The following is an 18,885-nucleotide window of genomic DNA, read 5'->3' as shown; positions in this document are numbered from 1 at the left end:
TCAGCTCCTCTCCGCCGTGCCACGGCCCTGCGGGGACGTGGGGGGCAGGGGGTCGGTGCGGGAGGCCTGGGCCTCCGGATAGGCCTCGTGGCCCGGGGCGGTGGGCGGCGCGGGGACCTGGTCGACCCGCTCGGCGGCCTCGATCCGGGCGGCGCAGACCTTGTACTCGGGGATCTTCGAGCGGGGGTCGAGGGCGTCGATGGTCAGGGCGTTCGCGGCCGTCGGTACGGGCCAGTGGTACGGGATGAAGACGGTGTCGGGGCGGATCGCCTCGGTGACCAGGGCCGGGAAGACCTCGCTGCCGCGGCGGGTGACGACCCGGACCGGGTCTCCGCTGCGGAAGCCGTGCGAGGGGTGGACCTCCACCCAGGGGCGCGGGGTCTGTTCGACGAGGGCGCCCAGGCGGCGGGTCTGGTTGCCGGAGAGGAAGTGGGCGACGGTGCGGCCGGTGGTGAGGGAGAGGGGGTACTCCTCGGTATAGGGGTCCATGGGCGCGTGCCACTCCACGACCTGCAGGTGGACCTTCCCGTCGGGGTGGAAGGTCTTGCCGCCCTCGAACAGCCGGGGGGTGCCCGGATGATCCGTGGAGGGGCAGGGCCACATGATGCCGCCGGTCTCCTCCAGGCGTTCGTAGGTGATGCCGTAGTAGTCGTTGACCGTTCCGGCGGAGGCGATGCGGAGCTCCTCGAACACCGCGCGGGAGTCGGGGAAGTCGAACTTGTCGCCGGCGCCGAGCCGTTTGGCGAGCTCGCACATCACCCAGGTGTCGGTGCGCACTCCGGCGGGTGGCTCCTGGGCCTTGTTGTGCTTGACGACGCGTGCCTCGGTGTTGGCCATGACGCCCTCGTCCTCGGCCCAGACGGTGACGGGGAAGACCACGTGCGCGTTGGTCGCGGTCTCGGAGAGGAAGAAGTCGAACTGTGCGTGGAATTCGAGGGTGTCGTAGCCCTGCTTGACCGACCCGTAGTTGGGGAGCGAGACGAAGGGGTTGTTGCAGATGCCGATGAGGCCGCGGATCTCCTGGCGTTGCATCTGCCAGACCATCTCCATCATGGAGGTTCCGGCGGGTGGCAGTTCGGACTCCTCGATGCCCCAGATCCGGCAGATCTGGCGGCGGTGTTCCTCGTTCATGATGGAGCGGCCGCCGGGCAGGAGGTCGGCTTTCTGTCCGTGCTCGCGGCCGCCCTGACCGTTGCCCTGGCCGGTGATGGTTCCGTAGCCGGCACCGGGCTTGCCGAGGTTCCCGGTGGCCACGCACAAGTTGATGACGGACAGGCAGTTCTCGACGCCCTGGGAGTGGTGCTCCACCCCGCGCGCATGGAAGGCCATGGCCTTGTCGGCGCCGCCGAACATCCGGGCCACCTGGACGATCTGCTCCTCGGGGATCCCGCAGATCGCGGCGGAGCGGGCGGGCGGGTAGTCCTGGACGGTCTTCTTGACCTCGTCCCAGCCGGTGGTGTTGGCGGCGAGGTAGGCCTCGTCGGTGAGGCCCTCGGCGACGACCACGTGCAGGACGGCGTTGAAGAAGGCGGAATCCGTGCCGGGCTTGAGGGCCACATGGACGTCGGCGGTGCGGGCGATGGCCGTCTCGCGGGGGTCGATGACGATCAGCGAAGCCCCCCGGTCCCGGGCGCCCCAGACGTACTGGGTCATCACCGGGAAGCACTCCCCCACGTTCGACCCGGCGATCAGCAAGCAGTCGGTGAGGAGGATGTCGGAGAAGGGGTTCGCGGCCCGGTCGATGCCGAAGGCCAGCTTGTTGGCGCCGGCCGCGCTGACCATGCAGAGCCGGCCGTTGTAGTCGACGTGCCGGGTCTTGAGCGCGACCCGGCCGAACTTGCCGACCAGGTAGGTCTTCTCGGAGAACAGGCTGGCGCCGCCGAGCAGGCCGAAGGCGTCGTTGCCGTACGCCTCCTGGATGCGCCGGATCTCGGAGACGGTGAAGTCGAGGGCCTCCTCCCAGGATGCCTCCTTGAACTCCTCGTCCCGCGAGCGGCGCATCAGCGGGGCGGTCAGCCGGTCGGGGTGGTTGACCTGCTGGTAGGCGTTGATGCCCTTGGGGCACAGCCGCATCCGGTTGATGTCGTGGTTGCGGGGCTCGACGCCGAAGACCTTGCCGCCCTTGTCCACGCGCAGGTACATCCCGCACTGCACGCCGCAGAAGCAGCAGTGGGTGGGGACGAGGGTCTCGCCGTTCTGGTCGGCGTGCCACCGGTCGGCCGGGATGCCGCCCGCGTCGCGGAAGTTGCGGGTGCCGGGCGGGGCGATCGACGGGTCGATGGAGAGGTGCACGGGCCGGGACGCGGCCTTGGCGGGGTCGGTCGCGGTCACTTGAAGCCCTTCTTGACGTGGGTCAGGTAGGCGTTGCCGCGCAGCACCCGCTTGCAGCGCGGGCAGTATTCGACGAAGGCGTTGAAGTCGAGCCCCAGGTCCTGCATGGTGCCGCGCAGGTTCTCGACGTACGGGGTGGTGTCGATCGGCTCGCCGCAGCGCTTGCAGGCGAAGACCTGCTCGTCCTGGCGGGCCGTGTACTTGAAGAGCTGCATGCCGACGGCGGCCGGGCGCTGGACGATGTGGAAGAACTTCCCGAACGGGATGTAGATGAGGGTGAACACCACCGACACCATGTGCAGGATCGCGAGGAACTCGTAGCCGCCGCCGTGCAGGAAGATCGACGAGAAGGTGAGCAGCAGCCCGGTCACGGAGATCACGATCAGGCAGATCAGCGGCAGCAGGTCGTAGGCGAAGCGCTGGCCGGTGATGGCGCCGCGGTCCTTCATCCGGCGCCACAGGAAGTAGGAGGCGCCGGGGATGACGAGGACGGCGGCGATGTCCAGGCCGTGGAACATCAGCCAGCCCAGGACGTTCAGCGAGTCGAAGCCGATGATCTTGAAGCCCCAGATCCGCATCTCGTAGCCGGGGCCGGAGCCGCTGTCCGAGGTGAAGGTGAACCAGCCCCAGGTGAGCGGGAAGGTGATCGCGGCGGCCAGCAGGCAGCCCCAGAAGATCAGCTGGTGGGCGGCCCAGCGGGAGCGGGAGCGGGCGCCGAGGAACTTCTGGAAGCCCAGGTAGGTGGCGATCATCTTCGGCAGGGCGGTGGGCGCCTTCTTGAAGTTGTCGGCCGAGAAGAAGCTGCCGAAGCCCTTCTTGAAGAGGCGGCGGGCGCCGGGCGCGGAGACCCAGACCGTGTACCGGTAGGCGATGCCGAAGGCCAGGAAGACGGTGGCGACGGCGTACGGCAGGAGCGCCGAGTCGAAGTCGCGCAGCAGCCGGCTGCCCAGCACGATCGCGACGATGAGCACCAGCGATACGAGGGTGCCGGCCAGGGCGGCCCGGGCGGTGACGGATCTCCCGACCGGTGGCAGCGGCCGGGGCTGTTGCCCGGACTCGGCCGCCTCGGGCGGCGGGGGCTCTGCGGCGAGGACTTCGGTGGGCTCGGACACAGCACCACGCTAGGTGGTTTGTACCGGTTCAGCCCGTTATACAACTCTCCTCGTTACTCCGAACGGGTCAGACGGCCCGCAGCCCGTGGGCGGTGAAGACCGCCTTGGCCTCGGCCACCTGCTCCCCCGTGGGCGAGGGGGTGTCGTGCAGGGTGAACGGCATGTCCAGGGCCTCCCACTTGCTCTCGCCGAGCTTGTGGAAGGGCAGTACGTCGACCCGGGAGATGTTTCCGAGGCCGGAGGCGAAGGCGGCGACGCCCTCGACGTTCTCGCGCGCGTCGGTGAGCCCGGGCACCAGCACGAACCGCAGGTGCACCTCCTTGCCCAGGTCGGCGAGGCGGCGGGCGAAGTCCAGGGTGGGCTCCAGCGGGCGGCCGGTGACCTTCCGGTAGGTCTCGCGGTCCCAGGACTTGATGTCGAGGAGGACCAGGTCCACGTCGCGCAGCAGCGCGTCGGTGGCCCGGACGCCGAGGAAGCCGGAGGTGTCGAGGGCGGTGTGCAGGCCGAGGTCGTTCTTCATCCGGTGCAGCAGCTCGCCCGCGAAGACGGGCTGGAGCAGCGGCTCGCCGCCCGAGATGGTGGCGCCGCCGCCCGAGGCGGAGATGAACCTCGTGTACTTGCGGGCCTCGGCGATGACGTCGTCGGCCGAGGTGCGCTTGCCGTTGCGCATCCGCATGGTGTCGGGGTTGTGGCAGTACAGGCAGGTCAGCGGGCAGCCGGAGAGGAAGGTCACGAAGCGGGTGCCGGGGCCGTCGACCCCGGTGGACAGGTCCCAGGAGTGCACCGATCCCTCGCTGGGCCGCTGCGTCGCGGCCGCGGCCGGGGTCCGCCCGGCGCTGACGGCGACCGCCGCGGCGGGGCCGACGGGGAGGGTCGAACCGAAGAGGACGGTCATGGCAGGGGCTCCAGACGTTCCGGTGTCCGATGGAGTCGCGCGGTCCCGGGGCCGGGTGGGGGCCCGGCCCCGGGCCGCGCGGTACGGGGGCTCTAGAGGGAGCCGTGGAAGGTGCGGTTCAGCACGTCGAGCTGCTGGTCCCGCGTGAGGCGGACGAAGTTCACCGCGTAGCCGCTGACGCGGATGGTCAGCTGCGGGTAGTCCTCCGGGTGCTCCATGGCGTCCATGAGCGTGTCGCGGTTGAGCACGTTCACGTTCATGTGGAAGCCGTCGACCGCCGTGTAGCCGTCGAGCACGCCCGCCAGGTTCTTGATCCGCTCCTCGGGGGTGCGGCCCAGGCCGTCGGGGGTGACGGTGTTGGTCAGCGAGATGCCGTCCTCGGCGTCCTCGTACGGGAGCTTGGCGACCGACAGTGCCGAGGTGACGTAGCCGTGGGTGTCGCGGCCGTTCATCGGGTTGGCGCCCGGGGAGAACGGCTCGCCGGCGCGGCGTCCGTCCGGGGTGTTGCCGGTCTTCTTGCCGTAGACGACGTTCGAGGTGATGGTCAGCACGGACTGGGTGTGCTCGGCGCCCCGGTACGTCTCGTGCCGGCGCACCTTCTTCATGAACTCCTCGACCAGCCAGACGGCGATGTCGTCGACACGGTCGTCGTTGTTGCCGTACGCCGGGTAGTCGCCCTCGACGACGTAGTCGGTGGCGAGCCCGGTCTCGTCGCGCACCGCGGTGACCTTGGCGTGCTTGATGGCGGACAGCGAGTCGGCGGCGACCGACAGGCCGGCGATGCCGCAGGCCATGGTGCGGCGCACGTCGCGGTCGTGGAGCGCCATCTCGATGCGCTCGTAGGCGTACCGGTCGTGCATGTAGTGGATGACGTTCAGGGCGTGGACGTAGGTCTCGGCGAGCCATTCCATCTGCTCGTCGAACTTGGCCATGACCTGGTCGTAGTCCAGCACCTCGGAGGTGAGGGCGCCGGTCTCGGGGCCTACCTGGGCGCCGGACTTCTCGTCCCGGCCGCCGTTGATCGCGTAGAGGAGGGTCTTGGCGAGGTTCACGCGGGCGCCGAAGAACTGCATCTGCTTGCCGACCGGCATCGCCGAGACGCAGCACGCGATGGCGGTGTCGTCGCCGAAGCGCGGGCGCATCAGCTCGTCGGACTCGTACTGCACCGAGGAGGTGTCGATCGAGACGCGGGCGCAGAACTCCTTGAAGCCCTGCGGCAGCTGCGGCGACCAGAAGACGGTCATGTTCGGCTCGGGGGCCGGGCCCAGGTTGTAGAGGGTCTGCAGGTAGCGGAAGGAGGACTTGGTGACCAGCGGGCGGCCGTCCTCGCCCATGCCGGCGATCGACTCGGTGACCCAGGTGGGGTCGCCGGAGAACAGCTCGTCGTACTCCGGGGTGCGCAGGAAGCGGACGATGCGCAGCTTGATGATGAAGTCGTCGACCAGCTCCTGCGCCTGCTCCTCCGTGAGGGCGCCGGCCTCGATGTCGCGCTGGAGGTAGACGTCGACGAAGGTGGAGGTGCGGCCCAGCGACATGGCCGCGCCGTTCTGTTCCTTCACGGCGGCCAGGTAGGCGAAGTACAGCCACTGGATGGCCTCGCGGCCGGTGGCCGCCGGGCCGGAGATGTCGTACCCGTAGGAGGCGGCCATCGCCTTGAGCTCGGCGAGGGCGCGGATCTGCTCGGAGAGCTCCTCGCGCAGGCGGATCGTCTCCTCCAGCGAACGGTTGCCCGCGGGGAGGGAGTTCAGCTCCTCCTTCTCCTCCTTCTTGAAGGCGATGAGGCGGTCGACGCCGTAGAGGGCGACGCGGCGGTAGTCGCCGATGATGCGGCCGCGGCCGTACGCGTCGGGCAGGCCGGTCACGATGCCGGCCTTGCGGGCGGCGCGGATCTCGGGGGTGTAGGCGTCGAAGACACCGGCGTTGTGGGTCTTTCGGTACTCGGTGAAGACCTTCTCCAGGTCCTCGGAGACCGGGTAGCCATAGGTCTCCAGGGCGCCGGCGACCATGCGCCAGCCGCCGTACGGCATGATCGCGCGCTTGAGCGGGGCGTCCGTCTGGAGGCCGACGATGAGGTCCTTGTCGCGGTCGATGTAGCCGGGGGCGTGCGCGGTGATCGACGAGGGGATGTCGTACGCGACGTCGTAGACGCCCTTCTCGCGCTCCTCCGGGAACTTGTCCGTGATCGCCTTCCACACGGCGGTGGTGCGCTCGGTGGGGCCGGCGAGGAAGGCGTCGTCACCCTCGTACGGCGTGTAGTTCTGCTGGATGAAGTCGCGGACGTCGATGGCATCGCGCCACAGCCCGCCCTTGAAGCCCTCCCAGGCCTCGCCGCTCTTCGTGGTTTCCGCAGGGGTGGCAGTCATCGCCCGCACCTTCTTCAGTCGCCTCATTGCTTGTATCCATTGCACGCCTTTTGATCGATCATTTGGCGCCGCGTTGGTCCTGAGCCGGGGCCCGAAGGTCCCGGCGGGCCTGGCCGCCGGGCCGCGGAGGCGGCCCTGACCTGGTGTTTCGCGTGGACCGAAGGTCCATCGTGCGGTTGTGAAACCATTCACAAGAGTTTTCGTGTGCGGCGCCGCTGCTGGGAAGGTCTAGCTCGGGGCCTCGGCGTTGGGGCGGGCGTAGAACCACCAGCACACCACCACGCACGAGGCGTAGAAGCCCACGAAGCCCCACATCGCGCTCGTCACGGCGAAGTTGGCGAACATCGCCGGGATGAAGAAGAAGCCGTAGGCGGCGATGGCGGCCGTGAAACCCGTGACCGCGCCCGACTCGATCTCCGCCTGCTTCAGCGCGGCCGCGTACTGCGGTGTGCCCTCCGTCAGGCCCTTCAGGTGCCGGGCCCGGAAGATGACCGGGATCTGCCGGAAGGTCGACCCGTTGCCGATGCCTGAGAAGAAGAACGCCGACAGGAAGCAGAAGAAGAAGCCGTAGAAGGAGCCCTGGCCGGAGCCGGCCGGCAGGAAGTTGATCACGCCGATGATCGAGAACGCCATGCCCGCGAAGGACAGGATCGTCACCCGCGCGCCGCCCAGCTTGTCGGCGATCCAGCCGCCCGCCCAGCGCGCCAGCGCGCCCAGCGCCGGGCCCATCCAGGCGTAGGTGGCCACCGAGTACGCGGGGAAGGTGGTCTTGATCAGCAGCGGCAGGGCCGCCGCGAAGCCGATGAAGGAGCCGAAGGTGCCCACGTACAGCCAGGTCATCAGCCAGTTGTGCTTGCGCTTGAAGATGATCTTCTGCTGGCTGAAGGGGGTGGAGGCCACCTTCAGGTCGTTCTGGCCGAACCAGGCCACCGCGGCGAGGACCACCAGCACCGGGACCCATACGAAGGCCGCGTTCTGGAGGTAGATCTCCGAGCCGTCGGCCTTCCTCTGACCCGCCCCGATGGCGAGGACCGAGGACGTGATCAGGATGGGCGTCAGGAGCTGGACCACCGACACGCCCAGGTTGCCCAGGCCGCCGTTGATGCCGGTCGCGTTGCCCTTCTCCTGCTTCGGGTAGAAGAAGCCGATGTTGGCCAGCGAGGAGGAGAAGTTCGCGCCGCCGATGCCGCACAGCGCGGCGATCGCGATCATCGTGCCGTACGGGGTGTCCGGGTCCTGCACCGCGAAGCCCAGCCACAGCAGCGGCACGATCAGCACGACGGTGGAGATCGCCGTGAAGCGGCGCTGGCCGATCATCGGGCCGAGGAAGGTGTAGAAGATCCGGGCCGTGCCGCCGGTGATGCCGGGGACCGCCGTCAGCCAGAAGAGCTGGGACTGGCTGAAGCCGAAGCCGACGTCCTTCAGGTTGGTCGCGGTGATGCTCCACACCTGCCAGACCACGAAGGCCACCAGCAGGGCCGGCACCGCGATCCAGAGGTTGCGGGTCGCGACCCTCTTCCCGGTGGACCGCCAGAAGGACGGATCCTCCGGCGTCCAGTCCGTGATGGTACGGCCCGGACGGTACTGCGCCGGATCGGCGAGCACCCCTGGTGACGCTTGCTGCGTGGCGGAACTCATGGCGTGGTCCTGAACGTTGAGAAGTGTCCTGACCTATCCAGACTCCGTCCCCGGGGGTGCCCGGCGTCAGGGGCGAACGTCGTGTGGGCGACAGGACAAGGTCCTGTCGCCCACACGACGTTCGGCGGACCGGACCGGCTCGGACCGGCTCGGATCGGATCCGCCCCGGCGGAGCGCTACGAGGCCTCCGCGCGGGGCACCGGCGCGCCGAGGGCCGCGCGCCTGGCCCGCCGAGGGCGCCATCCTCTGGTCTGCTTTCCGGTATGGCCTACTCCCCCATGACCGCCCGCAGCCGCGAAGAGGACCACCGTGCGGCCACCCCGCTGGAGCTGTTCTTCGACCTCTGCTTCGTCGTCGCGATCGCGCAGGCCGGCCAGCGCCTGGTGCACGCGCTGGCGGAGGGCCATCCCGGCACGGGGGTGATCGGCTACTTCTTCGTCTTCTTCGGCGTGTGGTGGGCGTGGATGAACTTCACGTGGTTCGCCTCCGCCTACGACTGCGACGACGTGCCGTACCGGGTGGCGACCCTGGTGCAGATCGCCGGCGTGCTCGTCTACGCGGCGGGCGTGAGCCGCGCCTTCGACCAGAACGACTGGACGGTGGCCGTCATCGGCTACCTGATCATGCGCGTGGCGCTGACCGCGCAGTGGCTGCGGGCCGCCGCCGGGGAGACCGGCGGGGCCCGCAAGGCCGCGCTGACGTACGCGGCGGGGCTGGTGCTCTGCCAGGCCGCCTGGGTGGGCCTGCTGTTCGCCCCGGACGACGCCAAGCGCTGGCTGTTCCTCATCGTGGCCGCGGCCGAACTGCTGGTCCCGCTGGTGGCCGAACGCCACCACCAGACGCCATGGCACCCGCACCACATCGTGGAGCGGTACGGCCTGTTCACCATCATCGTGCTCGGCGAGACCATTGCCGCGAGCACGGTGGCGGTGAAGTCGGCGATCGACGAGCACGAGGCGCTGGGCGAGCTGCTGCCCATCGCCGGCGGCGGACTGCTGATCGTGTTCGCGGCGTGGTGGATCTACTTCGCGGTACCGATGCACGAGCGGCTGAGCACCAACCGGCAGGCCATCCCGTGGGGGTACGGACACCTGCTGATCTTCGCCTGGGGCGCGGCGATCGGGGCGGGCATCGAGGTCGCGGTCGAGCACGCGGTCGGCAAGGCGCACATCTCGCAGCTCGCCGCCAACGCCGCCGTCACCGTCCCGTCCGCGCTGTTCCTCCTGACGGTGTGGCTCCTCCACTCCCGCCACTTCAAGCGGGGCCCGGCCCAGCAGCTGACGCTCCCGCTGTCGGCGGTGGCGATCCTCGCCTGCACGTGGGCGGGCACGTACGCGGTCCTGTACGCGGGCCTGGTCGCGGCGGCCACCGTGGCCGTCGGCTTGGCCCTGTCGACCCGGCCCCGCCGTTGACGTCTGCGGCGCCGCTGTCGGGGGCGCTGCCCCCGAACCCCCGCGCCTCAAACGCCGGCGGGGCTTAATTTGCCTCCGGCGGCGCCTCAAACGCCGGCGAGGCTGGATATGCCTCCGGCGGGGCTGGATGCCTCCGGCGGGCAATTCCAGCCGCCTGGGCACAAGGTTCGCAAACGCACTTGCAGGCCGAGGGCGGCCACATCCAGCCCCGCCGGCGTTTGAGGCGCGGGGTCCGGGGCGGAGCCCCGGCAACGGCGCCGCGCCGAACCGTCACTCCTGCACCCCCACCCCCGTTCTCCACCACAGACGACGCGTCGCAACTGGAGGCAGGCCATGACACTCCCCGCACCACGCCAAGGCAAGGACCCCGGCAGGGAACTGGCCGAACCGGGCTTCTGGCTACAGCCTCCCGCCCACCGCCTGGCCGCCTTCGCCCGCCTCCGGGCGATCGACAGCCCCGTGTTCGTCCCCGAGGGGGCCGGCCACTGGGCCCTCGTCCGCCACGCCCAGGTCCAGGAGGCCAGCCGCCTCCCCAAGGTGTTCGCCAGTGCCCCCGGCGTGACCACCCCCGAGCCGCCCCGCTGGGTCCGCGCGCTGTTCGGGGACTCGATGGTCAACCTCGACGGCCCCGACCACGCCCAGCTCCGCAAGATCGTGCAGCGGGCCTTCACGCCCCGCCTGCTGGCGGCCGCCGAGGAGGACATCCACACCGTCGCCGCCCGCATCGTCGACGACGTACTGGCCGACCGCCCCGACGAGTTCGTCTCGGCGGTGGCCTCCCGGCTGCCCCTGGAGGTCATCTGCAACATGATGGGCATCCCGGAGCGCTACCGCGCCGAGATCGCCGACCGCGTCAACCACGCCTCCGAGAACATCGGCGTGGAGCGCGGCCTGGCCGCCCGGCTGCGGGTGCCCGGGCGCGGCCTGCGGGCCCTCGCCCGCATGCAGCGGATGGTGGCCGGCATCGGCCGGGAGCGGCGCAAGAACCCCACCGACGACCTGATCTCGGCGCTGGTCTGCGCGAACGTCGACGGCCAGGCCCTCGGGGCCCGCCAACTCGGCGCGTTCTTCTCGCTCCTGATGGTCGCCGGGGTGGAGACCACCCGCAACGCGATCACCCACGGGCTGACCCTGCTGACCGACAACCCCGACCAGTGCGACCTGCTGCTCTCGGACTTCGAGAAGTACGCGGACGGCGCGGTGGACGAGATGATCCGCCACTCGACGCCGATCATCCAGTTCCGCCGGACGGTGGCCGCCGAACACACCCTGGACGGGCACCTGTTCCGCCCGGGCGACAAGGTGGTCCTGTACTACGCCTCCGCCAACCGCGACGAGGCGGTCTTCCCGGACCCCGACGCCTTCGACATCACCCGCTCGCCCAATCCGCACCTGGGGTTCGGCGGCGGCGGCCCGCACTTCTGCCTGGGCGCGCACCTGGCCCGGGTGGAGATGAAGGCCCTCTTCCGGGAGCTGCTGACCCGGCCGGTCGGCCTGCGCGCGGTGGGCCTGCCCGATCTGGCGGGGTCGAACTTCGACAACCGGGTCCGCTCGCTGAAGTTCGCGTTCGAACGGCCCTGAGCGACGGAACCGGCCACCGGGCAGGCTGGGAGCCCGGCGGCCGGAGCTGCGGCGGCAGCGACTACTGCAGGGTCTGCACCGCGAGGACGCAGTGGGCGCTGCTGGTGAGCACCGCCTCGTCGCCTGCGAACGCCTGGAGGACCTCGGCGGTCACCGGCCTGCCCGGGACCGCCTCGGGCCAGGCGCGCGTGGCGAAGAGGAAGTACGCCTGTCCGCTCTCGAGCGCGGCGGCGACCCACTCCTTGGGGGCGGTGCACGTGGCGTTCAGCCCGGGCATGGTCAGCGTGACCTGGTCGCCCGCCATCAGCACGATCTGCACCGCGAAGGTGCGCGGGCTGCGGGTGCCGTCCATGACGACGTCGCCGATGGGCAGGCCGATCTCCTCCAGCAGCCCGCGTGCCGCCCGCTCGCCGGCCTCCGGGCCCTGCGGGCCGTCCCCGAGGGTGTAGGCGAGCAGGTACGGGATGTCGTGGGCCTCGGAGGGGTCGCCGATCCAGGCGAGCACCGAAAGGGTGCCGAGATGCGACCGGTCGATTTCGGCTTGAGTAGAAGTCATGCGCCGCACCCTAGTGGTCTCTCCCCCGGCCCTTTCACGGCCTTTCACCCGGGCGGGCTAGACGGCCCAGAATCCCTCTCCGGAATTCGCCTGGATGTTCGCGTCCTGGTACTGGAGCCGGTCAATGCGCGCGTTTTCCGGGATTTCGAACACCACCCATCCCTCGGCCCGCTCACCGACCGCGAGGGAATCGAAGACGAGCGGTTTGCCGGTCGTCAGTTCACCGGTCGGCACCACCGGATGGCGCTGCCCCGCGCTGTCGTGCGCCCACATGCGTCCGAGCGCCCCGTACGAGGCCCCTCCGACGTTGACGAAGGACATGGAGGCGGCCACCCAGCGCTTGCCGGCCGGCGGGGCGTAGTTCTTCTCGACGCTGACCGCGGGGTCCACGTACGCGTTCAGCACCACCTGGAGGTGGCGGCCGACCTGCTGCCCGTGCACCCGTACGGGATCACCCACACGAGCGTCCTTCGCGCCGGGCCGGGCGGGTGCCCCCTCGGCGTCCGGCGCCCCGTCGTCCACCGGGACGGCGGGCGCCGCGGCGGGGGCGAGCGCGGCTCCCTCGGGGGCGCTCTGGCAGGCCGTGGCACCGAACAGGAGGAGGGGGAGTACGGCGGCGGCGAGGACGGGGGTGTGGCGGCGGGCGGCGGACTGACGCATTCGGGATCCCTTCGGGGATGTATTTCGGTCAGTCTCACGCGCCCGAGCGGGCAATTGCACTCACCGACACGAGTGCGCCCGTGGAGTGTGTGCGGCCGGTTGCCGCCAACTGCCAGCACAATGCGTTCCGACGGATTCCCGCCACCCCGATACACCTGGAGGAAGAATGCGCATGTCCGGCCACCGAATGGCACTGGCAGCCCTCTCCGCACTGGCCGCCACCACGGTATTCACCGGCCCGGCCGCGGCCACCGTTTTCAACCAAGGTATTTCCGTACATCCTGACGCTCACATCGCCGAGGACGGCACTGTCACCCTTTCCGGCACCTACCACTGCGAGCAGGCGTCACCCATGGGGGCGATGCAGATCAAGGCGGTCGTCGAGCAGGACGGCAGCAAGCTCAGCATCGGCGCGGAGGAAGTCGTCTGCGACGGCACGGAGCGCAAGTGGGTGGCCCGCACGCCGGGCTTCCTCGCGGGCAGCGTGCACCCGGGCCACGCGACGGTCACCGGGGAGATCCAGGAGATCCACCTCTCGGGCCTGATGCCGCGTTCGGTGGCCACCGTCGCCCAGGACACGCAGGACGTCGAGGTCCACGAGGGGCACTGAGCGACCGCCGGCCCGCGGCACGCGCCCGCCCGTCCGGTAGCCGCCGCTACCGGGACCGGGCGCCGTCAGCGGCACTCCGGCGCGACGCCCGTCATCGACATGAACGCCACCGACTGGCAGCCGGGGTCCGCGTGCGGGCGCCCCGTCGTCCAGTCCACGACCGTCGGTACTCCGGCGGCCAGCAGGAGCAGGGCCAGGACGCCCGTCACGGCGCCCTTGCTCAGCCTGCGCACAGCACGTTCCGTTCCATGGACCGCATCATCGCCCCGACCCCGCCACCCCACAACTCGGCGTGACCGCCGGGTCACTCCGCGCTCCGGGGGTTGCCCGCGACGTCGAACTCGCACCACACCGCCTTGCCGTCGCCCCGGGACTCCACACCCCAGTGCGTGGCCAGCGCGTCCACCAGCAGCAGCCCGCGCCCCGTGGTGGCCGCCTCGCCCGGGGTGCGCCGGCGCGGCCAGACGCTGGAGCGGTCCTTGACCCACAGCCGGATCCGCCGGACCGGCTCCGGCAGCACCTCCATGGTCAGCACCGCCCCGCCGTCGGTGTGCAGCAGGGCGTTGACCAGCAGTTCCCCGGCCGCCAGTTCCACGTCGTCGGCGAGGTCGGGCATGCCCCAGTCGCGCAGGGCCTGGCGCAGGGCGTAGCGGGCCTCCGACAGGCCCTCGGGGTCGGCCTGGTGGACGTACTGGTGGATGCGCGGCGCCCGGTGGGTGCCCGGGTCGGGGGCCCGGCGCAGCACGAGCAGGGCCACGTCGTCCCCGGAGCCCCAGCGCTCCCAGAGCCGGTCCAGGAGGTGGTCGGCGAGCGCCCCGGCCCCCTGCGGGCCGCTGCGCACCGCCTGGGCGAGGGAGTCCATGCCCTGGGTGATGGCCGTCCCCGGCTCCTCCACCAGGCCGTCCGTGCACAGCACCAGCGTCTCCCCGGGGACCAGGTCGAGCCGGGTCTCGGGGAACTCCTCCTGCTCGAAGACCGAGGCCAGCCCCAGCGGCAGCCCGCCGCGCACGTTGGGCCAGCCGGTTCGCCCGTCCGTGTGCCGGATCAGCGGCCCGAGATGGCCCGCGCGGACCGCCCGTACCCCTCCGGTCTCCAGGTCCACCTGCGCGTACATGCAGGTCGCGAAGCGCTCGGTGTCCAGCTCGGCGAGGAAGCGCGAGGCGCGCGCCAGCACGGTGGACGGCGGATGGCCCTCGCCCGCGTACGCCCGCAGCGCGATCCGGAGCTGGCCCATGATGGCCGCCGCGTGCGTGTCGTGGCCCTGTACGTCGCCCACCACGATGCCGACGCGGTCGCGGGGCAGCGCGATCACGTCGTACCAGTCCCCGCCGACTTCCCTCCCGCTCCAGGCGGAGTGGTAGCGGACCGCGATCTCCCCGCCCGTGATCTCCGGGATCCGGCGGGGCAGCATGGCGGCCTGGAGGCCGGTGGCGAACTCGCGCTCCTGGTCGAAGAGGAGCGCCCGCTGGAGGGACTGGGCCACGATGCCCGCGAGGCCCAGGCAGAGGTTCCTCTCCTCCGGGCTGAACTCGGTGCGCCGCCGGTAGAAGAGCACGAGCCCGCCGATGGCCTTGGCCTGCGCGATCAGCGGCAGATAGGCGGCCGCGTCGTACTGGATCCGGCTCAGGTAGTCGCTGAGCAGCGGGAACTCGTCGCCGAGCGCCGTGAGCGAGGTGACGAAACGTGCCTGCCGGGTGATCACCGCCTGCGACAGCGGCAGCGAGCCGTCCAGCCGCGTGAACCGCCGCTCGCTGAGGATCTCCAGGGTCTCCCCGCTCAGCGCGATGATCTTGATCGTGCCGCCCTCGACCAGCCCCAGGGCCAGCCCGTCAGCGCCGAGGCGCTCCAGCGCGCCCGCCCCGGTCAGGGCCGCCGTGACGTCGTCGACCGTCACCGCCCGCGACAGGGCCTCCGTGGTCCGCTGGACGATCGTGGTCTGCTGCGCCCGCGCCGACTCCAGCTTGCGCAGCTGGGTGGCCTGGGCGAGCTCCGCCGTCGCGTCCCGGACGATCCCCACGATCCGGTACGGCCGCCCGTCCCCGGCGCGCATCACCCGGCCCTGGGTGTGCGTCCACTGGTCGCGGCCGTCGCGCCGCTGCACCGTGAAGTAGGCGCCGTACGTGTCCGCGCCGCTCTCCAGCACCTCCTGGACGGCCTGGTTCAACCGGGCGGCGTCCGCGGGCGGGATCCGCAGCCCGAGCGCCTGCGGGGTCCCGTCGAACTCCTCCGGCTCCAGGTCGAAGACGGCCGACCCGGCCTCGTCCAGCTCCAGCGTGCCCGCGCCCAGGTCCCACTCGAAGCTGCCCATGCCGTTCAGCGCGAGGCGCTCCCCGGGGCCGGTCTCGGGGGGCTTGCGGTCCTGCCCGGGTCTGTCGTGCTCCGCCGCTGCCACGAGTCACACCACCTAACGGCCGGGCCAGCACGGCTGGGAGATCAGCCGCTCCCACTCCTCGTCAGGATGCCCCGGAAGAGTGCGCCCGGCCTCCCGCCAGCGCTTGACGAGGGAGAGGTAGATCGTGGGCTGGACGATGTGGGGGGCCGTCGCGTACGGGGCATGGTCGTAGGCGGGCCGGTCGTACCCCGTCGTCCTGTCGTACCCGGCGGGCCTGTCATACCCGGCGGGCCTGTCATACCCGGCGGGCCTGTCATACCCGGCGGGCCGGTCGTACCCGGTCGTCCTGTCGTACCCGGCGGGTCTGGCCGCGGCGGGCTGTTCCCCACGGCTGGCGGGAATGCGTACCCAGCCGCGGCCCTGTGCTCGCTCCGCGCTCATCGCGGACCCCTCTCACCGCAGATACGTCTGGGGTTGCCCGGAGGCAGCCCGGTCGTAGGTCGTGGTGGAACCCGGCAGCGGACCCCTGGCGCCGAGGCGCTTGCGGACTCCTCTCACCAGTCTCCCCGCCGTGAAGCCCGCACCGTGCACGAATCGCATGGAAGGGCCGAATGAGGGAGCCGTCAGCAGGCCCGCGAAGAACAGCCCGGGCCACGAGGACTCGAAGCCCGGGCTCAGCTCCGGCGTCCCGCTGTCGCCCACGGTCTCCAGCGCGTCCCGCAGCCCCGCGTCGAGCAGCTCCAGCCGGACCAGGTCCGGGGCGAAGCCGGTGGCCGCGATGACGTGCGCGGTGTCCAGCACCACGGACTCCCCCGACCTGGTGGTCAGCCCGAGCCTGGTCCGCCCGCCCACCGCGACGGCCCGGTGCAGGTGGTGCCCGAGCAGGGCGGGGACCCGCCGCTCGAAGCGGTCCCGGAGCCACCAGGCCCCGGCGGGGCCCAGCGCGGTCGCCGCGATCCGCTCCCGGGTGGGGGCGGGCAGCCGGCGCACCGCCCAGGGCAGCTCGGACCACACCCAGCTGCGCCAGCCGGTGCCGAGCCCGCTGTGCGGCTCGCGCAGGGCGCGCAGCGGCGGCCGGCTCAGGGGCTGCGGCACGGTGTTCCAGTTCAGCCGGGAGCGCCGGGCCACCAGGCAGGGCCGGGCGCCCTGCTCGGCCAGCAGGGCGGCCGTCTCCAGGGCCGCCTGCCCGGCGCCGAGGACGGCGACCTCGCGGCCGGCGAAGCGGGACAGGTCCCGGTGGTCGCTGCTGTGGGAGTAGTGGGCCGGCGGCAGGTCCCGCAGCGCCGGGGGGACGTGGACGAAGGGCATCACCCCGACCGCGAGGGCGACCGTGCGGGCGAGCAGCGGCGGCCCCTCCGCGGTGCGGACGCGGAAGCCGTCGCCCTCCGGGCTCACCTCCGTGACGGTCACCTCCTCCACCTCGGGCGTCGCGTGCCGGGCGAACCACATCCCGTACTCGCTGAACGTGCCGATCGGCAGCGGAGTGCCGTGTTCCGCGACCATTCCGCGGGTGGCGCAGTAGTCGGCCAGGGTGTAGCGCTCGCCCGGCGCGGACAGGTTGGAGGACCACGGCTCCGACTTCAGGTACATGCCGTCGGGCATGTGGTCGCGCCAGGACGCCATGGGCCGCCCCAGCAGCCGCACGTCGAGCCCCGCGCCCGCAGCGTGCGCGGCGATCGACAGCCCGTACGGGCCCGCGCCGACCACCACGAGATCGTCCATCCGCGTCACGGCTGTCCCTTCAGCTCCATCGTCTGCGTCCTCGGCCCGGTCGCTGTCGCTACCGGGTGACCAGTTCGTCCGGCGCCGCCGGGGCCTCCGGCGGCGCCGGACGGGAGGCCGGGCCCCCCAGGGCGGCGGGCTGCTCCGGGCCGCCGCGCTGGCGGGGCGCCCGGACCGCGGCGCGGGCCGTGCGCCGACCGTGGCCCGGGACTCCGCGCAGCGCCCGCGCCCCCTTCCCCGCGCCCCGCCCGAGGAACGCGGCGAGCATCGCCAGGAACGGCATCGGATCGTCCACGGCGAACCAGGCCAGCTCGACCCGCGCCCGCTCGGCCTTCGGCAACACCCGCACGGGCGCGGCCGGTGCGGGTGTCCCGTCCCCGCCTTCGGCCTGACCCGTCGCCGGAGCCGGAGCCGCGTCCGCGCAGCGGCCGTTGCGGGGCTGCGTCACCCGTACCGGGTCCGTCGCGCGGTCCGCGCCCTGCCCGGCGGGGTCTCCGGCGGGAGACGGCGAGGGGACCGAGCCCGGTCCGGGCCGCCGCACGGACACCGCCGGCCCCGCCGACACCGCCGGCCCCGCCTGATCCGCCGGGCCCGCCGCCGGGCGACGCGGCAGGGAACCGCCCCGGACCGCCGCCAGGAGCGCGTAGTTCTCGGCGACGAACACCCGGCCCGGTCCGCCCGAGGGGGCCGGGACCCGCTGGCCCGTCAGATCCAGGTACATCGCCTGTACGACGTCCAGCCCGGCCGCGTCCGTGAACAGCCGGAACTGCGCCCCCGGCCGGGGGTTGAAGTCCACCAGCCGGAAGGTGCCGCACTCGTCGCGGCGGAAGTCCAGGTCCAGGATCCCCTGGTAGCCGAGGCGTTCGGCCAGCAGCAGCCCCGCCTCCTCCACCGCCGGGTCCGGCAGCCAGCGCCCGACCGCCGTCAGCCCCGTCCGCACCGGCCAGGACAGCTCCTTGCGGCCCGATCCCACGAGCAGCGGATGCCCGCCCCGGCCGAAGGCGCCGTGGAAGAACCAGTCCGTGTCCGGCCCGGCCGGCAGGAACCGCTGCAGCAGCAGCCGGCTCCCGGCCTCGGCCGAGCGCTCGTACAGCCGGCGCGCCTCGGCGGCGGTGTGCACCAGCGTGGTGCTCCGCAGCCCGGCGCCCCCGGGCGGCAGCAGCCAGGGCCTGCTCCACTTGGCGACCACGGGCAGGCCGAGCCGCCAGGCGGCCTCCGCCGCCTCGGCCCCGCTCGCCGGGACGACGGTCTCCGGGTGCGGAATGTCCCAGCGCGCGCAGAGCCGGGACAGCTCGGCCTTGTCCGCCACCCGGGCGGGCAGGTTGTCGGGCTGATGGGGAATCCGGTAACGGTCCATCAGCATCGGGGCGACCCGGGACACGGTGATCGCGCTCAGGTCGTCCATGGCAACGAGCACGGCCGGCCTGCCGATCCGCTCCGAGACCCCGGTCAGGCACTCCAGGAGCGCCTCCGGCGCCTCGGGGTCCAGCCCGCCTTCCGGCCCCGCGTGCACGGCGTGCAGATGGCGCGAACGCCCCATGGGACCTCCCCCGGCCTCGACGACGGCATGGACCTCCACGCCCTTGCGGCCAAGGGATCTGACGGCGCCAAGGGTTCCGTGGTGGAACGGATTCCGATCGAGTCTGAGCAGAACTGCGGGCACATGGTTGAGA

Annotated in this window: 15 protein-coding genes; 3 read left to right on the top strand and 12 right to left on the bottom strand. The window is 71.7% G+C overall.

The annotated features are described in order from the left end of the window. The 5 genes from ACFWBN_RS19030 to ACFWBN_RS19010 form a co-directional block, all read right to left on the bottom strand. Positions 1-2,331 carry a molybdopterin oxidoreductase family protein gene (locus ACFWBN_RS19030; RefSeq protein ID WP_385178028.1) on the bottom strand — a complete coding sequence of 777 codons (2,331 nt, stop codon included), beginning with the start codon at positions 2,329-2,331 and terminating at the stop codon, positions 1-3. Continuing rightward, positions 2,328-3,443: an MFS transporter gene (locus tag ACFWBN_RS19025; protein ID WP_385178027.1), complete on the bottom strand. Its 1,116-nt coding sequence runs from the start codon at positions 3,441-3,443 to the stop codon at positions 2,328-2,330. Before ACFWBN_RS19025 ends, ACFWBN_RS19030 begins: the two co-directional genes overlap by 4 nt. Positions 3,444-3,510: 67 nt before the next feature. Then, positions 3,511-4,338, bottom strand: coding sequence for a pyruvate formate-lyase-activating protein (gene pflA / locus ACFWBN_RS19020; protein WP_385178026.1), 828 nt, complete (start codon positions 4,336-4,338; stop codon positions 3,511-3,513). A gap of 92 nt (positions 4,339-4,430) precedes the next feature. After that, on the bottom strand, positions 4,431-6,701 hold the full coding sequence (gene pflB / locus ACFWBN_RS19015; RefSeq protein ID WP_385178025.1) for a formate C-acetyltransferase: 2,271 nt from the start codon (positions 6,699-6,701) through the stop codon (positions 4,431-4,433). Positions 6,702-6,929: 228 nt separating this feature from the next. After that, positions 6,930-8,339 carry an MFS transporter gene (locus tag ACFWBN_RS19010; RefSeq protein ID WP_385178024.1) on the bottom strand — a complete coding sequence of 470 codons (1,410 nt, stop codon included), beginning with the start codon at positions 8,337-8,339 and terminating at the stop codon, positions 6,930-6,932. 263 nt (positions 8,340-8,602) lie between these two features. On the opposite strand from ACFWBN_RS19010, the gene ACFWBN_RS19005 reads away from it, so the two are divergent. Together ACFWBN_RS19005 and ACFWBN_RS19000 are read left to right on the top strand one after the other, a co-directional pair. Then, positions 8,603-9,751: a low temperature requirement protein A gene (locus ACFWBN_RS19005; RefSeq protein ID WP_385178023.1), complete on the top strand. Its 1,149-nt coding sequence runs from the start codon at positions 8,603-8,605 to the stop codon at positions 9,749-9,751. 333 nt (positions 9,752-10,084) lie between these two features. Continuing rightward, entirely contained in the window at positions 10,085-11,332 is a 1,248-nt protein-coding gene (locus tag ACFWBN_RS19000; RefSeq protein WP_385178022.1) for a cytochrome P450, read from the top strand. 61 nt (positions 11,333-11,393) lie between these two features. On the opposite strand, the gene ACFWBN_RS18995 is transcribed toward ACFWBN_RS19000, so the two are convergent. Next, positions 11,394-11,888, bottom strand: coding sequence for a DUF5949 family protein (locus ACFWBN_RS18995; RefSeq protein WP_385178021.1), 495 nt, complete (start codon positions 11,886-11,888; stop codon positions 11,394-11,396). Positions 11,889-11,945: 57 nt separating this feature from the next. Further along, positions 11,946-12,548: a DUF4352 domain-containing protein gene (locus tag ACFWBN_RS18990; RefSeq protein ID WP_385178020.1), complete on the bottom strand. Its 603-nt coding sequence runs from the start codon at positions 12,546-12,548 to the stop codon at positions 11,946-11,948. 172 nt (positions 12,549-12,720) lie between these two features. Here ACFWBN_RS18990 and ACFWBN_RS18985 point away from each other — a divergent pair, with 172 nt between their 5' ends. Next, the gene (locus ACFWBN_RS18985) at positions 12,721-13,158 is read left to right on the top strand and encodes a DUF6299 family protein (RefSeq protein WP_385178019.1); all 438 of its coding nucleotides are present in this window, start codon (positions 12,721-12,723) and stop codon (positions 13,156-13,158) included. 65 nt (positions 13,159-13,223) lie between these two features. Here ACFWBN_RS18985 and ACFWBN_RS18980 read toward each other — a convergent pair whose 3' ends face one another. The 5 genes from ACFWBN_RS18980 to ACFWBN_RS18960 form a co-directional block, all read right to left on the bottom strand. Next, positions 13,224-13,391, bottom strand: coding sequence for a hypothetical protein (locus tag ACFWBN_RS18980; protein WP_385178018.1), 168 nt, complete (start codon positions 13,389-13,391; stop codon positions 13,224-13,226). 71 nt (positions 13,392-13,462) lie between these two features. Next, positions 13,463-15,550 (bottom strand): SpoIIE family protein phosphatase, encoded by a 2,088-nt coding sequence (locus tag ACFWBN_RS18975; protein WP_385178017.1) that lies wholly within the window; start codon positions 15,548-15,550, stop codon positions 13,463-13,465. A 12-nt stretch (positions 15,551-15,562) separates the two neighbouring features. After that, on the bottom strand, positions 15,563-15,931 hold the full coding sequence (locus ACFWBN_RS18970) for a hypothetical protein (RefSeq protein WP_385178016.1): 369 nt from the start codon (positions 15,929-15,931) through the stop codon (positions 15,563-15,565). Positions 15,932-15,943: 12 nt separating this feature from the next. Beyond that, positions 15,944-17,212, bottom strand: coding sequence for an NAD(P)-binding domain-containing protein (locus ACFWBN_RS18965; RefSeq protein ID WP_385178090.1), 1,269 nt, complete (start codon positions 17,210-17,212; stop codon positions 15,944-15,946). A gap of 58 nt (positions 17,213-17,270) precedes the next feature. After that, positions 17,271-18,752 carry an ATP-grasp domain-containing protein gene (locus ACFWBN_RS18960; RefSeq protein ID WP_385178015.1) on the bottom strand — a complete coding sequence of 494 codons (1,482 nt, stop codon included), beginning with the start codon at positions 18,750-18,752 and terminating at the stop codon, positions 17,271-17,273. Positions 18,753-18,885 lie beyond the last annotated feature (133 nt).

Origin of the sequence: Streptomyces sp. NPDC059989 (genome assembly GCF_042736975.1) — a bacterium.
Taxonomy (GTDB): domain Bacteria; phylum Actinomycetota; class Actinomycetes; order Streptomycetales; family Streptomycetaceae; genus Streptomyces.
The sequence above is the reverse complement of the archived record's forward strand: the minus strand, read 5'-3'. Positions and strand labels throughout refer to the sequence as shown.

Bases quoted from the DNA above. Each gene is read 5' to 3' on its own strand.
- pflA (WP_385178026.1), bottom strand. From the start codon at position 4,338: ATGACCGTCCTCTTCGGTTCGACCCTCCCCGTCGGCCCCGCCGCGGCG.
- pflB (WP_385178025.1), bottom strand. From the start codon at position 6,701: ATGACTGCCACCCCTGCGGAAACCACGAAGAGCGGCGAGGCCTGGGAG.
- ACFWBN_RS19010 (WP_385178024.1), bottom strand. From the start codon at position 8,339: ATGAGTTCCGCCACGCAGCAAGCGTCACCAGGGGTGCTCGCCGATCCG.
- ACFWBN_RS19005 (WP_385178023.1), top strand. From the start codon at position 8,603: ATGGCCTACTCCCCCATGACCGCCCGCAGCCGCGAAGAGGACCACCGT.
- ACFWBN_RS19000 (WP_385178022.1), top strand. From the start codon at position 10,085: ATGACACTCCCCGCACCACGCCAAGGCAAGGACCCCGGCAGGGAACTG.
- ACFWBN_RS18995 (WP_385178021.1), bottom strand. From the start codon at position 11,888: ATGACTTCTACTCAAGCCGAAATCGACCGGTCGCATCTCGGCACCCTT.
- ACFWBN_RS18990 (WP_385178020.1), bottom strand. From the start codon at position 12,548: ATGCGTCAGTCCGCCGCCCGCCGCCACACCCCCGTCCTCGCCGCCGCC.
- ACFWBN_RS18985 (WP_385178019.1), top strand. From the start codon at position 12,721: ATGTCCGGCCACCGAATGGCACTGGCAGCCCTCTCCGCACTGGCCGCC.
- ACFWBN_RS18970 (WP_385178016.1), bottom strand. From the start codon at position 15,931: ATGAGCGCGGAGCGAGCACAGGGCCGCGGCTGGGTACGCATTCCCGCC.
- ACFWBN_RS18965 (WP_385178090.1), bottom strand. From the start codon at position 17,212: ATGGACGATCTCGTGGTGGTCGGCGCGGGCCCGTACGGGCTGTCGATC.
- ACFWBN_RS18960 (WP_385178015.1), bottom strand. From the start codon at position 18,752: ATGGGGCGTTCGCGCCATCTGCACGCCGTGCACGCGGGGCCGGAAGGC.